Origin of the sequence: Wolbachia endosymbiont (group A) of Cydia splendana, assembly GCF_947179475.1 — a bacterium.
Lineage (GTDB): Bacteria > Pseudomonadota > Alphaproteobacteria > Rickettsiales > Anaplasmataceae > Wolbachia > Wolbachia pipientis.
Map to the genome: position 1 here is coordinate 81,857 of NZ_CAMXBP010000001.1, position 14,425 is coordinate 96,281.

At 35.1% G+C, this 14,425-nt stretch carries 18 protein-coding genes, 1 tRNA gene and 1 pseudogene; 8 read left to right on the top strand and 12 right to left on the bottom strand.

All coding sequences use genetic code 11. From position 1 onward, the window contains the following. Positions 1–3 precede the first annotated feature (3 nt). The 5 genes and pseudogenes from OM961_RS07475 to OM961_RS00370 all read left to right on the top strand — a co-directional run bounded on the left by OM961_RS07475 (position 4) and on the right by OM961_RS00370 (position 2,267). Positions 4–944, top strand: a pseudogene (locus tag OM961_RS07475) (IS5 family transposase). Between the two features lie 5 nt (positions 945–949). After that, positions 950–1,105 (top strand): hypothetical protein, encoded by a 156-nt coding sequence (locus OM961_RS00355; RefSeq protein WP_182309572.1) that lies wholly within the window; start codon positions 950–952, stop codon positions 1,103–1,105. Between the two features lie 167 nt (positions 1,106–1,272). After that, on the top strand, positions 1,273–1,608 hold the full coding sequence (gene cutA / locus OM961_RS00360) for a divalent-cation tolerance protein CutA (protein WP_006279213.1): 336 nt from the start codon (positions 1,273–1,275) through the stop codon (positions 1,606–1,608). Beyond that, a tRNA-Gln gene (locus OM961_RS00365) sits at positions 1,599–1,673 on the top strand. The genes cutA and OM961_RS00365 overlap by 10 nt, the downstream gene beginning before the upstream one ends. Before the next feature lie 135 nt (positions 1,674–1,808). Then, entirely contained in the window at positions 1,809–2,267 is a 459-nt protein-coding gene (locus OM961_RS00370; RefSeq protein ID WP_022626355.1) for a hypothetical protein, read from the top strand. A gap of 15 nt (positions 2,268–2,282) precedes the next feature. Here the strand turns inward: OM961_RS00370 and OM961_RS00375 are convergent, their stop codons facing one another. Beyond that, positions 2,283–2,570, bottom strand: a complete 288-nt coding sequence (locus tag OM961_RS00375) for a hypothetical protein (protein ID WP_010962862.1) — start codon at positions 2,568–2,570, stop codon at positions 2,283–2,285. 192 nt (positions 2,571–2,762) lie between these two features. Here OM961_RS00375 and OM961_RS00380 point away from each other — a divergent pair, with 192 nt between their 5' ends. Next, on the top strand, positions 2,763–2,900 hold the full coding sequence (locus OM961_RS00380) for a hypothetical protein (protein WP_264339100.1): 138 nt from the start codon (positions 2,763–2,765) through the stop codon (positions 2,898–2,900). Between the two features lie 622 nt (positions 2,901–3,522). Here the strand turns inward: OM961_RS00380 and recG are convergent. Continuing rightward, complete coding sequence (recG, locus tag OM961_RS00385; RefSeq protein WP_264339101.1) at positions 3,523–5,544, bottom strand: ATP-dependent DNA helicase RecG; 2,022 nt, start codon at positions 5,542–5,544, stop codon at positions 3,523–3,525. Between the two features lie 296 nt (positions 5,545–5,840). Between recG and OM961_RS00390 the strand changes: the two genes are divergently transcribed. Beyond that, positions 5,841–6,671 carry a hypothetical protein gene (locus OM961_RS00390; RefSeq protein ID WP_264339102.1) on the top strand — a complete coding sequence of 277 codons (831 nt, stop codon included), beginning with the start codon at positions 5,841–5,843 and terminating at the stop codon, positions 6,669–6,671. Here the strand turns inward: OM961_RS00390 and miaA are convergent. After that, the gene (gene miaA / locus OM961_RS00395; RefSeq protein WP_065094524.1) at positions 6,668–7,552 is read right to left on the bottom strand and encodes a tRNA (adenosine(37)-N6)-dimethylallyltransferase MiaA; all 885 of its coding nucleotides are present in this window, start codon (positions 7,550–7,552) and stop codon (positions 6,668–6,670) included. The genes OM961_RS00390 and miaA overlap by 4 nt on opposite strands. 75 nt (positions 7,553–7,627) lie before the next feature. Here miaA and OM961_RS00400 point away from each other — a divergent pair, with 75 nt between their 5' ends. Further along, the gene (locus OM961_RS00400) at positions 7,628–8,098 is read left to right on the top strand and encodes a hypothetical protein (protein ID WP_182309938.1); all 471 of its coding nucleotides are present in this window, start codon (positions 7,628–7,630) and stop codon (positions 8,096–8,098) included. Between the two features lie 469 nt (positions 8,099–8,567). On the opposite strand, the gene OM961_RS00405 is transcribed toward OM961_RS00400, so the two are convergent. The 9 genes from OM961_RS00405 to OM961_RS00445 all read right to left on the bottom strand — a co-directional run bounded on the left by OM961_RS00405 (position 8,568) and on the right by OM961_RS00445 (position 14,418). After that, positions 8,568–9,101 (bottom strand): ankyrin repeat domain-containing protein, encoded by a 534-nt coding sequence (locus OM961_RS00405; protein ID WP_065094613.1) that lies wholly within the window; start codon positions 9,099–9,101, stop codon positions 8,568–8,570. 52 nt (positions 9,102–9,153) lie between these two features. After that, positions 9,154–10,098 carry a contractile injection system protein, VgrG/Pvc8 family gene (locus OM961_RS00410; RefSeq protein WP_264339103.1) on the bottom strand — a complete coding sequence of 315 codons (945 nt, stop codon included), beginning with the start codon at positions 10,096–10,098 and terminating at the stop codon, positions 9,154–9,156. Then, on the bottom strand, positions 10,099–10,308 hold the full coding sequence (locus OM961_RS00415) for a tail protein X (protein ID WP_010081876.1): 210 nt from the start codon (positions 10,306–10,308) through the stop codon (positions 10,099–10,101). Beyond that, the gene (locus OM961_RS00420) at positions 10,305–10,652 is read right to left on the bottom strand and encodes a phage tail protein (RefSeq protein WP_022626303.1); all 348 of its coding nucleotides are present in this window, start codon (positions 10,650–10,652) and stop codon (positions 10,305–10,307) included. Before OM961_RS00420 ends, OM961_RS00415 begins: the two co-directional genes overlap by 4 nt. Beyond that, on the bottom strand, positions 10,652–12,934 hold the full coding sequence (locus OM961_RS00425; RefSeq protein ID WP_264339104.1) for a phage tail tape measure protein: 2,283 nt from the start codon (positions 12,932–12,934) through the stop codon (positions 10,652–10,654). The genes OM961_RS00420 and OM961_RS00425 overlap by 1 nt, the downstream gene beginning before the upstream one ends. Positions 12,935–13,043: 109 nt before the next feature. After that, positions 13,044–13,301, bottom strand: coding sequence for a phage tail assembly protein (locus OM961_RS00430; RefSeq protein WP_007303022.1), 258 nt, complete (start codon positions 13,299–13,301; stop codon positions 13,044–13,046). A gap of 83 nt (positions 13,302–13,384) precedes the next feature. Next, the gene (locus OM961_RS00435) at positions 13,385–13,666 is read right to left on the bottom strand and encodes a type II toxin-antitoxin system RelE family toxin (RefSeq protein WP_010082215.1); all 282 of its coding nucleotides are present in this window, start codon (positions 13,664–13,666) and stop codon (positions 13,385–13,387) included. After that, positions 13,650–13,850 carry a hypothetical protein gene (locus OM961_RS00440; RefSeq protein WP_007303020.1) on the bottom strand — a complete coding sequence of 67 codons (201 nt, stop codon included), beginning with the start codon at positions 13,848–13,850 and terminating at the stop codon, positions 13,650–13,652. Before OM961_RS00440 ends, OM961_RS00435 begins: the two co-directional genes overlap by 17 nt. Before the next feature lie 61 nt (positions 13,851–13,911). Further along, on the bottom strand, positions 13,912–14,418 hold the full coding sequence (locus OM961_RS00445; RefSeq protein WP_264339105.1) for a phage major tail tube protein: 507 nt from the start codon (positions 14,416–14,418) through the stop codon (positions 13,912–13,914). Positions 14,419–14,425: the final 7 nt, after the last annotated feature.

Here is a 14,425-nt window from a genome sequence, read left to right on the forward strand (position 1 = left end):
AATATGCCACAAAAAATGAGGGTCAGTAACCATAGCGAATATAACAAATTTCTAGAAAAAAGAGGAAATATTTTTCATTATATCAACGAAGCCATAGAAAAGTGGTACGAGAATGGTCCAAAAATACCAGGTGGCAACAATATTTATAGCGATAAAGTTGTAATTTTGGTGCACATAATAACTTGTTTATTTAGAATAGGCCTGAGGCAAACAGTTGGGTTTATAGCAGGATACCTTGAGCAAATTGGGAAAAATTTGCAAGTTATCAGCTATTCACAATCATCAAGAAGGTTTAAGAAACTCAATATTAAGAGCAATGATTGCAGAAAATAATATGGAAGATATCGAAATTGCTATAGACAGTACAGGAATTAGTATATACAACAACACTCCTGGTCATAGCAAAGAAAATAGCGAAGATAGAAAGTATCGCAGCTATGAACAGACAAGAAAATTGCATGTAATGTTGAATACAAACAGCAAAAAAGCCATAGCTGTAAAATACAGTAACGGCTGATCACTATGGAGCTTGTGATTTGCTAAAAGAAGTCGATTTTCAGTATGTCATAAAAGTACTATATGCAGATAGGGCATATGACAGAGAAAAGCTCTATAAGCTGTGTAATCAATATGGTATAAAAACGAAAATTCCTCCGAAAAACAACGCAGCAGAGCATCCAAAGTTAGACTATATGGCTGAGAGAAATGCTGCAATTAGACTAATAAAATCATGCAGCGAAGATGGAATGAAGAGGTGGAAAAGGCAAACAAACTACGGAAAAAGATCTTATATAGAAAGTTTTTTCTCGCGACTGAAACAAACATTCGGGTTTAGTTTTAGGAATAAATCTGAGACAAATAGAGAGAAGGAACTACTTGTTAAATGCTATTTGCTCAATAAGTTCACTGATATTGGTATGGCTAAATTTGAGATAGCTTCATAAATTTATTGTGCGTTACCTACTATCCGAAGAGCGATGCAACAAAGCCCACTGGGATCCAGGAAAGTTTGCTTGTTTACAAGCAAACTAGCATAGAAAGTGGTTACAACGTTTTCGATGAGATTATATGGAAAACTGGATTCCAGTGTCAAGCACTGGAATGACATCACAGGGGCACTGGGATGACACCTTTACGTTTGAGGCAAACTAGCTATAACACTTAACATACTACCTTTGCAAACAAATGTTCATACAGTACGCGCTGGCGTTATTTTCTCTTGATGAATAAATCTCGGTAGAGTATAGTAGCAATGCATTTATGTAGCTACTAATGAATAATTTAGTTTTGGTTTATACAACTTTTTCAAATTTTGAGGAGGCTAAAACTGTTTCTGAAGAATTGTTAAACGAGAAATTAATTGTATGTGTAAATATATTTCCCGAAGTGAATTCTCTGTATTTATGGGAAGGTAAAATTAGTAATAGTTGTGAAGTAGTGGCAATTATGAAGAGCAGGAATGATCAAGTTGATAAGATTGTAGAAAAAATCGAAGCAATGCATTCTTATGATCAGCCAGCTATTGCTGTGATGCCCATAGAAAAAGCAAATAAATCTTTTACTAATTGGGCTAATAGTGTTATTGATGTAAGTAGTATTGGGGTGTAGCCAAGTGGTAAGGCAGCGGTTTTTGATACCGCCACGCGAAGGTTCGAATCCTTCCACCCCAGCCATATTGAAGTGGGTGTGAAATGATATCACTTTTCTATAAATTAAGATTATTGAATTATATATTAGGTAGTCTAAAAGATATAATTGTGAAACTGTTTCTCTTCACAATGTATCTTTACACATTCAGCATTGTGCTCATGTTTCTCAGCAATGGTTTTTGGTATGCTGTAGAATTTTGCTCTTTCAAAAATGCGTTTTACCGTTTGTTTCAATATTGCAAGTGGTATTATGAAAATAGGGAAGATCTCGGTTACGGAATTTCTATTCGAATATTAGTGGCGTTTCTTACTCCGCATTTTCTCTATAAATTATTACTTGGCACAGGCTGGAAGTCCTTTTTAAAGGAAAAGATAATACAGATACTCAACACAAGAAGAAAAAAGGGTAGTGAGTTCAGTAACAGTAGCAAACCAAGTGGCAGTAGTTATAGTGATAAGAATAATTACAGCAATAACAGTGGTAACAATGAGCGTCAAGCTCAAGATGCAAAGCGAAAAGTAAACATGATAAAGCAGCTATTAATCAAAGATATAGAGGCAACTATAGATAGGAGATTGAATTATATTTTTTTCGGTAAAAGGAGTAAACCTCATTAAGTATATAAAAAGGCTTTATCTAGTAAGGCTTTTTAAGGTTGGCTGTATTTTATTTTTTACGTATACCGGATCACAATCAGCCAATATACATGTGTGCACAAAATCTTGACTAAAGTCTGACAACCAAGAAATTGCCTTACGTTTTTCTACCAAGCTTTCTGTTTTTTTACAGTTACTTGCTGCATCAATCATTGCCTGCGCTATTACTGATTTCCACAGCAAATAATACCTTTGTATATCATCTGACGTACTATTTGTTTCATAGTGGTTAAAAAATTCTTTAAAATTGAAGTTGTTTGACATAATGATACCTCTTTGGATTAAAATTTGAATGATTTGAGTTTATGTCGCCACAGCAGATTCCGCTAACAAGCAGCGGGATAACGAATTACTTAACCGTCATTACACCGTCATACCGCGATTCATTCGCGGTATCTCGCTAACAAGCAGCGGACCGTCATACCGCCGCGGCGCTAACAAGCAGCGGGATGACGGTTGTCAGGCCAGCGCCCCTATGATGTCATTCAAGTAGCTGACACTGCTTCCTTTATGACGGCAGTGCCCCTATGGTGTCATCCCAGTGTCCCTATGATGTCATCCCAGTGCCCAGACACTGGGATCCAGGAATTTTGATTGGACACTGGGTTGGTAAGCATAAAAGTGTTATGTAAAATACAACGTTCTTGATGGGATTATGTGAAATGCTGGATTCCAGACTGGAATGACATCACAGGAGCACTGACCTCTCTTGGGCTCTTTTAGCCATAAACATTAAGAAATTTACCAAATGAAAAAAAAGGCAAAAGAAGCCCCGTGGTTATTATCCGCTTTAAAATATTGGCGTTTTTTATGTTTTAAACGCTTGACAAGCGAAATTCAGCTGCTTTTAATTGCAACTAACTTACGCTGCAAATGTTTAAGAAATTTACTAAGCAGAAAAAAAGACAAAGAATCCCCGAGTTAGCTAGTCTTTTACTATCTCTGTCGAGTATTGGCATTTTTTGATGTCTTGTAACGCTTTATAAGCGCGTTCAGCTTACTTAGATAAAAATCTAGATGTAGATGAAGTTTTGTAAAGACATACAGTATCTATATACTGCAAAAAATTGAACATAAGACGCCGATACATTAAGTAATCCTTACCTTTTAATCTGCAGATTGGCGGAAGCAAATACAATAGCTTGAGTTTCATGATAAGGGGGCTGGCGAGGTTTGTCAAGGAAGTTTTTTCGTTTCTGCGGGCTACCTGGTTTTCCTACTGAAATTTTGAAAAATGTAATCTACTCCTATATTCAAATATATCAAGCAGTAATTCAAAATCAGCCATTGCGCCTTTTGCGTTATTATACGCGAGATTGAGCAGCTCTTTGTCCTGATATAAATCAGCAAATTTAAATTCCATACATCCTGATTGTTTTGTGCCTAAAATATCTCCACTGCCTCTTAGCATCATATCCCTTTCAGCAATGTAAAATCCATCTTGTGACTCACACATGATCTTTAACTTTGAAGATGAGCTTTTACTTAAATTATCGTATAATAATACACAAAAAGATGGCTTGTTTCCTCGCCCTACTCTGCCTCTTAACTGATGCAATTGTGATAACCCAAATTGCTCTGCATTTTCTATAATCATGATGGTTGCATTTGGCACATCTATACCAACTTCTATCACAGTGGTTGCAACAAGCAGAGAAAATTCATTCCTTTTGAAGGAAAACATAACTTGATCTTTCTGCTCCTGAGTCAATTTTCCGTGTATTATCCCGACTTTATCAAGAAATGTTTTTTGTAATTCCTGAAAACGCATCTCTGCTGCAGCAATATTGGTCTCTTCGTTTTCTTCTATATATGGACAAATCCAATATGCTTTTTCGCCCCTGTTTATAGCACCTTTTAGCTTTTCAATAACATCTGGCACCCTACTAATGTTCATAGTTACAGTTTTTATTGGCAATCTGGATTTTGGTTTTTCTTTCAAAATTGAACATTCAACGTCACCATACATAGCTTGCTGCAAAGTTCTTGGAATGGGAGTTGCAGTAACGAAAAGTATATCGGCATTTTCTCCTTTTCCTACCAAGCGATTTCTCTGCATCACTCCAAATCGCTGTTGCTCGTCTATGACTGCAAGCCCTAAATTTTTAAATGTAACGTTAGCTTGAAATAGTGCATGAGTGCCAATCACTATATTTAAAACACCACTTGCAAGTTCGTTCATGATAATCTTTCTTTCCTTGCGCGAAGTTTTACCAGTAAGCAGCGCAACTTTTATATCGGTACAGGATAAAACTTCCTCAATCCAATTATAATGTTGCTCCGCCAAGATAGTAGTCGGTGCCATTAGAGCTGCCTGCATGTTGTTTTCTACCACATTTATCATTGCAAAAAGTGCAACTACGGTTTTGCCACTACCAACATCACCTTGCAGCAAGCTTATCATGCGATACTTGGATTTTTGTCTCTCTGAGATCTCATCTATTGCACGAGTTTGATCATTTGTTAATTGAAACGACAATTCATTTAAAACTTGCTCTTTATATTTACTCAATATTATAAATTCTCTTCCCCTTTCTTTCACATGATTTTTTCTTGCAAGTTTCAGCGCTAGCTGATACGCAAACAATTCATCATAAGCAAGCCTTTTTCTACAAACCTCAGCTTCCACCAATGAGCTTGGTCTGTGCAACTTTATGATGCTTTCCCTCCAACTTAACCATTTTTTTTGCTTGATTAATGTATCATCTATCCACTCTGGTAAATCAGGCAATTCCTTTAGATTAGAGCTTATTATGTTCCCAATGCGCTTATTGGTAATGCCACGGCATAATTGGTAAACTGGCTCTATGCAAGCTATTTCTTTAAATTGGTTGATGTCAAGCGACACGTAATCTGGATGAGTAATTTGCCAATGTTCAGCAAATTTTTCGAGTTTGCCACTGATGATCACATTCGCTCCAATTGGAAATAGTTTATATAAATACTTAACTGAGTAATTAAAAAAGACTATGAATATATACTGACTCTCACTTTCAACGACTATTTTATATGGTCTACCTCTAAAAGTGGGCGACTGATGTTCATAAACTTTTGCAATGAAAGTTGTAAATTCTCCAACTCGGGCATCAGATAGTAACTTGCTTCTATCCACATAACTAAGTGGCTTATAAAACAGCAGATCCACCACCTTGTCCCCACCACAAAGTTTAGGTAATATTGCGGAATGAAACTTAGGTATATTCTCCAGCCTGCTATTTAGAAAAATCTGATTGCTCATTGAGATTCATACATGTGTAAAACTGTTATAGAGCCTTTTTAAAATCTTGTCACCTTATGGTCAGGTATGCACTATAGCTAGCACAGCTCTCTAACGTCATACCGCGATTCATTCGCGGTATCTCAGCCGCTAACACGTAACGGAATGACGAATTTGTTGTTTTTAAAATCGTCGGTAAGCCTAAGTTACCCCTAACTATATTTGCTATCATAGGGCTTATAGTAGGTATTTTATTAACTTATTAATCATTTTTATGTATTATTATACTATCAGCAGTCTATATCAAGGTATTCATAATGAGTAGCTCTATATCAGAAGAAAAGGAAAATCCAGTAGTTACATTAAGAACTCAAGCAGAAAAGTTTGGTTTTAGCAAGTTAAGAGCTGGTAAAGACAATGCTGAAGCGAATTCTGGTAATACAGCGTTCTTAGATTTTCAGAGAATGGATTTTGTTATTAACGGCAAAAGTATAAGTAGAGATTTGATTGCCGAGCTATACAAAGAACATGATAGTTTACTGCCAAAAAGTGAAGGTAAAAATGAAGACTACCGCCCATTTGCAAGAAAAGTTTTTAAGGAGATGTTCAAATACGCTAAGGCAGAAGTTCCAAGTGACTCTATCTTGGAAGAATTAGTTATCAATTGTAATCAAGCAGGATATGAAGCTGGTGTACATATAGAGTTTCAAGGTGCACTTAGCCAGCATTCATTCATAATAGAAAGCCCTGAAAAAGTAATAAGTATTGACTGTGTTAGCCAAAATAATGTGAGTGTTAAATCTGATATGACATTACCAATATTTTTCCAAAGGAGTGACGGTACATTCGGTGACAAGGTGTGTGATCTATCCAGCTCACTAGAATTCACGCTTAAGTCTCAAGATGATAAAAATGTAACATACACAAATGGTAACTTGTCACTTACTGTTCCTGAGAGACTGAAGGACTATAATATAGGTGATAAAAGCTTATTTGACATTATAAAAGAATACTTTCAGAAATTGTGCGAGAGGCTTGGATTTTTTAAAATAAAAATAGAGCATGGTTTAGGCGATCCACTAGAAGTAAGCGACCATCTGGAAAACATGGAACCCCCTATTCGTAGTAATGAGCACGGCCTGAATTAAAATATCTTGAGCTTGTTTGCACAATCAATCACTTCAGCATTTAGAAATTGTTTTTTAAACCAGGTATACTGACGTTTCGCGTAGTGTCTTGTGTTTGTTTGAGCAATTTGTATCGCTTCGTCTAAAGTAATCTCACCTTTCAAGTACTTTATAATTTCTGGCACTCCGTGTGCTTTCATAGCTGGCAAATGTGGGGCTAGGTTCATGCTAAGTAGCTTTTTTACTTCATCAATTGCTCCATTTTCAATCATTGTAATGAAACGAGAATTTATTTTTCGGTATACATCTTCACGTTTAGGCAGAATTGTATATATCTTAAAATTATTGAATAAAGGAGGCTGTCTATTCTCTTGCCATACAAAAATTGACTTGCCAGTTTCAGTGATAACTTCAAGTGCCCTTGAAAGGCGGTGCGAGTCATTCATGAACACTTTACCTTGAATCCTTGGATCTTTGCTTAGCGCTAATTTGTAAAACTCCTCTTTACTTAAATTTTTCCTTAATTCGCTTACATTTTTCCTCACTTCCTGACTTATTTGTGGCATTGATGATAAGCCTTTGATTAAACTGCTGATGTAAAGCCCGCTTCCTCCAGTGATGATAGGTATTTGAGCATTTTCTAATGCGTGATTAACTTCTTTTTCTAAATCTTCTAACCATAGACCCACGGAATAATTTTCTTTTGCTGAAACATAACCATATAGTTTATAAAATACTTCTTGCTTTGGTGGTTGAGCAGTAATTATGGGAATTTCTTCATATACCTGCTTTGAATCACAATTTATTATACTAATATTTCCATATTTTTCTATCAGGTTATCGCATAATTCTGATTTACCTGAGGCCGTAATTCCTGTAATAATTACTATATTATTTTTCATTTATATTAATTTAATTAACATATGATAAAGTGTAGTAAAAGTTTGGATTCTACAATCTAAAGTTTGGAGATTTTTATGGCAGAAAACAACGACAATAATTCATTTACTAAGCGTTTCACAAACAGGACTCCTGGCGGTACAGGGGAAGGTTTTTCCAGTAAGTATTCGTCTCAAAACACCAAAGAACGGGCATTAGGGGAAAAAGGAAAAATTTCTGAATTAGCAGGCAAAAAAACCGAATCCAAGGAAGCTTTTTCTGAAAGTGGCGGCATAAAAAGTAAAAGCAGAACTGTCAATGAAAGATCTTTTGCTGATGCAACAAAAAGAAGTAGGTCAGATCTTATATACTTAGTCCGTGGTAAAGATCGTGGAAAATCAGCGTGGCATTATGTATTAGTTGATAAAGAGAAAAGAGAAATGTTTCTAGCAAAAAGCAGAACTGGCTCTATAGATGTTGCAGACTATGGAGAGATTTTGTATTCAGGATGGGGAGAGGATCCACCACAGGCAATAGTTGATAAAGTCAATGAAGAGTTTGGGTTGTAGCAAGTCTGCATAACAAATGGTAAGCTGCGTTGTATTATATTCACAAAAACTAGCGTATCTGTTTAGAGGAGTGGCTAATGTGCAAATATTGAAGCAAAGTGCGTGACACACAGCTGTACGAACCATACGCGTCAAGTTAAGGAAATATCGTGAAATATAGCAACATTTGAGATGGGCATTTTATTTGTTACATTTATTTTTTTAGGGAGTTCTTATCTAGAAGAAGATAATTTTTTCAGAAGAATCTATAAATTAATAACTTTATTACTTAATATATAAAATAGTTTTTTCGTTTCCTTTCTTCCTTATACCACTTTTCCTTAACTTGACGCGTATGATGAATCCTACAGTCTGTACAACTATTGTTATTATTACCGCTATTGGGATTTTTTGCTTTTTCATGTGAAAATATTAACTTGTTATGGATAGTTTTGGAAATTTATATGCAGATTATAGAAAACTTACAGCTTTAGTGATTACTTTTTGTTGATTCGTATTGATCTTCTGCTTTAGCAAGTAGCTTTATGATTTCCTTGTAAGGTTTATCTTTATTGTGCCTTGACCTTAATACAGCTACATCTCTTGGATTTTTTCCATCTGTGTCTCTAATGGTAGGGTCTGCACCTTTGTCTAATAAAAATCTAATTATCTCCAATTTGCTTTCATATGTAGCTGCATGTAAAGGTGTCCATCTTTCATATTTTGTAGCATTTATATCAACTCCTTTTTCTACTAGGAATTTTACAACCTCTGCACATCCCTCTTCTGCAGCATAATGTAGTGCTGTTAATTTAGGGATCTGCACATTAATATCTAATAGATTTTCTACTAAGAATTTTACAGTCTCTAAGTTACAATTTTGAGAAGCAATGCGTAACATCGTTTTATAATTATCTGCAGCTCTTGCCTTCATGTAGGAATAGGTAGCAATAATACATACTATTACTGTTATAAGCCACCAAAAATGCAGCTTGTTTTTTGTATCTTGACCCAATTTATCCATATTCAACATCTTTTTAATATTAAATAGATCATTTACTCATTTTTTATTAACATTACTTACTCAAAGATGCTGACAACATAGTAAGGTAACCCGAGCTATTTAAAGTATGCTCCGCTCTGTTAACTATCCATTCACCATCTACCGCTTGATTAAAAGCTATAAGATTAAGTTTAGCTTCTGCAAATAACTCTGGATTACCAGGTATAGTGATATCCAATACTGCATTATTTCGCTTTAGTTGTTTTAACTTAGCATTTGCTGCACTTAGTGCTGATTCTGCATTTGAGTACATTTCTAGAATAATATAACTTGGCTCGCCGCTACCAACTGTTTCTTTAATAGTTTCACCCTTTTCATAGCTATGCCACTTTGCCACTACTGAATTATACTTATCACGTACGGTAAAATGCACTTTCCAGTTAATTGTATCTTGAGGTCTAATAGTCGTTGTTCCTAAAGCTTTTCCTGTGGCTGATTTTGCCATATTCTTTGAAATAAACAATATATACCCACCAGCTAATTTTGCCATTGCTTCACGCTCTGTTGCGATCTTTGTTAACAGACTTATATCACTTTCATCTGCCTGATTAATATGGGGTATCAATACATTCTTAAATTCCTCAGCAACTTTATGTCCATATCCATGTTTTTGAGCTATTTCTTTCACTAAGTTTTCTATGGTAATTTGATGCCATTCTTTTGATACTTTTGCCTTCAAAGATATTCTTAAATTTGTTGCATGAGCTTTTATTAGTAGAGTCTTAGGTGGACCCTGTATAGTCACTTCGTTGACTGTATATATACCCATTGGAAAGATTCCAATTTCCTTATAACCTAGTGCTATGTTCAATTCATTCGGAATATCTATGTCTTCATCCCTGTAATCAACACACACTTCAACTACATCATCTATTATTCCTGATTCATCTGTAAGGTGCAATGATATAACTCTATCTTTAATTGATTCACATTTATCTATTATAAAATCTGGCTGCATTTATTCCCAGACCTTTAATTTTGACTTTTGTACTATTTTCTTAATAGTAGGAAGCTTTATCTTTAATCCTGCGGGCAAAAAGCTTCCGTATTCTGCCAAACCCAAGTTCTCTGCTAGTACTAATTCCACTACTCCATCAGTAAATCCGTAATGTTTCCAGCAAATCAGATCTAACATCTCATTTTCTTTACTCACATAGTATATAGTCATCTATAGCTTTTTAAACTCAAACTAAATTCAATTTTTCTCGGTAGTCCATTAGGTAAAAAATACATCTGCTTTTCTTCTAACCTAGTAATTACGAATTGTCCTAAAATATTACCTAAACTATCTACTAAAATATGTGGTTTTTCAGTTTCTTTCACACTCTTTAATTGATTTAGCACGTTGAGATTATGCAGATAAATCATTCCTTCTAAATCTATATTTTCTACACCTTGACCGATATTTTGTAATAGTGGCATATTTTCAATACACTCAATCGTGCTCCAACGATTTTCTCTGCTATACTTTAAACTTGTGGGAGCAAACTTATACGGACCAAGAGATAGCATCAATAAAATGTCTCTACCGTATCAAATAAAACATCACGTGACTTTTCTCTTATCCTTTTTATTACTTCATCTGCAAGACTACGAACATCTTGGTTAGGTTCTGCTTTAATGCTGATAGTGTAATTATTAGTGATGTTCTGAGTTTTATTTTGTTCTTTATTTTCAAACTTACTCCTTGCAAATATCTTATCGCTCTCTGTAAACTTTTTCTCCTCAATAAGGCTTTTGACTCTGAAGCTATTTTTATTTCTCTTTGAAAATTCTTTAATTATACTGTTACCTAGCACAGGATTTCCACTGTTGAGAATATTACTTTTTAGGGGAGTGTGCACTGCTTTTACTTCAGTTTTTCTTTTTTCAAACTCTTTCAGTGGGCTATTTCCCAATACTTTTCCAAATATACTTTCACCTATCCATGAAAAAGCTTCTTCTATGGGTTTTATTATCGATTTCCAAAAGCTAGAGAAAAAGTCTTTTACCTTTTGCCAGTTAGTTATAACAAGTGCTGCGCCAGTGACAAGTCCAGTAATTAAAAGTCCTATAGGGTTACTCATTATAGCGAGTGTTACTGCTCTTAGTCCTGTTACTACTGCAGGAAAAACTGTAGCTGATAAAAATGAAAATACTCCAAGTAGGTTTGCTTTCAGACTAAAAATCGTACTTCCTAGCAATGTAAATCCGTATCCTAGTCCCACTGCTACAACTTTTAAACTTATCAAGGCTGCTACAGTACCCATGATTGCTTTGGTTAAAGTTGGATATTTTTCTGCAAATAACGCTATGCTTCTAGTTTTTTCTTGTAAAAATTCAGCTATAGATTTTAAAGTAGGCAGCATCACTGAACCCAGGTTCATACCAACTTCAGCTATTGCGTTGCGAAGAAGTCGTAATTTACTGGCTGTGGTGTCTACACGGTTTTGAAATTCTTTCTGCAACGAGCTCTTGTACTCTTCTGTGTCAGCTAGTAACCTTATAGCATCTTCGTATTTGTTAAAACTTCCAGCTAATAATGCAATATCATCTTGATATTCCTGACCGAAAAGTTTCATAAGGATTGTAGAACGTTCCTGGTTATCCATTTTCTTTAGAGCTTGAAAAAAGTAGAGTAATGCTTCTTCGCCGTTTTCGCTTATTCTTTGTACTATTTCTTCTGCAGTTATGCCCATTTGCTCTAATGCTGCTTTAAAATCCCCTCCTTGTTCTTCAGCAGTCTGAAGTTTACTAAGTAGAGCATTTATAGCAGTTGCAGCTTTTGCTGGTTGTTTACCTAAACTAACGAAGGCATTTACTAAACTACTTGTTTCCTTGATGTCAAGACCAAATTGTTTTGCAGTACCACCAACTATTGCTAGAGCTTCAACCATATCTTTTGCTTTGGCAGCAGTGTTATCTGATAAGTGATTGATTACATTACCAACGTATTCCATTTTACTAACATCAATTCCATAAACGTTAGAGAGTTTAGCTATAGAATCACCTGCTTGCTCTGCAGACATATCAAATGCTGTAGACATTTTTGCCACTGTTTCTGTAAACATAAAAAGATCTTCTTTCTTGATACCAAGTTGACCACCACTTGCAGCTATTTGTGCCAGTTCTGCGGCTGATAATGGTATAGTACGTGACATCTCTTTTAACTTCTTTGCAAATTTAGTTGCTTCATCCGTTCCTTTTTTAAAATCTACCACTTTTGTAACATCAGCCATAGCACTTTCAAAGTCAATTGCAACTTTAACTGGAGCTGCAAGCGTTAGCCCTAGCCCAATAGTCTCTATAATTTGTGACTTAAAATGTGCTTTGCTTGCTAAAAAACTTTGGTGACTACGTATTGCAGATCCAAGCTTACCATACTTACCTTTTAATACTTCAATAGAAGAGCCAAGTTTATGTTGGTCACTTACTAAGTACTTAATATTTCTTCCACTTTTTCTTACTTCTTCATTAAATGAATGCAAAGCATCTCTCTTTTTCAAATATGCTTCTTTTGCTTTTATTGCAGAGGTTTTGGCCTTGTCAAATTCTGCTTTTAAAGTTTTGCTCGGTTTCTCTATTGCCTTCATTTGTTTAGCTAAAGATTTTACTTGATCTTCAAAGCCTTTCCATGACCTCTTGCTAGTCAAAACATCATGACCTAACTGCTTAAACTTTGATACTGATTTTAAAGATGAGTCAAGCTTTCTTATATTCTCACCAAGATGAGTAAGTTGACTGCTACTTCCTTTTATTACAGTACTGAAACTGCCATCTAAAACTGCTCCGATTTTTATAGATAATGTTGACATTGTACCTTCCTCGCTGCTTTATGCCATAAGATAAATTCATTAATCTCCATATCAAGTATTTGTTCAACCCCGCCTCCTACAACAGAGCTGAACATTAATACTTCTAATCTCAAGTTTTTTGGATAATCGGTGAAAAAAAATCCTTTAATACCTCTTGAACTTTCACATAATCAGCAATATCTAACTCTTCAATCGCTTCTTTTGCAACTGATGTCAAATTGGCAGTCAAAGTTACTTCCTTACTCAGATCACTACCATTAAGGCGTTCTATTGCCAAATAGTCTCTAACTTTTGGACGTCTAACAGTAAGTTCTGAGACAGAAATACCATCAACTGTTATTGGGTTATTAAGTGTTATAGCTTGCATGTTCCTCCTTAAAAAGTTAATTAAATAAAAGTCTATATCGGCTTTTACATAACTAATTTCTTTGTATGGTGCTATAAATAGGATTAGCTTTGATAAGAATCTTTTCTGTGTTCAATTGAAGTAATAACTACTGTATGTTCTGGTACATCTATATAATAAAGTATACGATAGGTACTCACCCGTAGACTACGTTGTCCACTTAAGTTATGCTTTAATGGCTTTCCAAGTCCAATTGGATCAACTGTTAGACGCTCCATTATTGCCTTCTTAATCATTAACTTTACTTTTGCTGGAAGAGCCGGAATGTCTTTCTTTATAACAGATTCTGAATAGTCTATATTGTAAGGCTTAATCCCAGAAGGCATCTTGATGTTTAACCCTCTTTTCTTTATAGCGTTCGTCAGCAATCTTAGATAATTCCATATCTTCAATTTCTTCTTCCATTAATTCAGTTAATAACTTTAAAACGGACTTGTCTTGAGATTGTGCTACACTAACAAGTAAACCAGTTAGCTGCTCTATGGAATTTGTATGAGCTTTAGAATCCATATTAACTATATACCTACAACTTCTTATATTTTAACATTTTTATGTAATTTTGTCAACCATATTAGATCCCTAGAATCGTTTGTAGCAAGGCCATCTGATCAACACCATTTATCTTTCTAATCATATTTTCAGCATCGATCTCTATCAGCTCATTGCCACCTATCGTAAGTTTATAATAATGAGCAGCTACAGTACACTTTAGCGTTGCTTTTTCAGCAGGTTTCCAGCTACCAAAGTCAAATTCTTTGAATATTCCCCTGAGATTGATTACTACACCTTCAATATCGTTACTACCACTCCCTTGCATTCCACCACGGAGCGTCAAAGATACTGAGTTTCCATCTATCAAGCCAAAAAGTCTAAATAGTTCTGAATCATACTCAGCAAAAGTAAAGTCTGCTTCAAGCTTTTCCATGCCCATGTCAATATTTATTGGAATATCCATACCACCAGCTCTGTACTCTTCGGTTTTTATGGTAAGCTTCGGCAAGGTTATTTCATCTATTTTTCCTGCATAACCACGACCATCTACAAATACGTTAAAATTTCTCAGTATTTTCGGTAACACTTTGCTT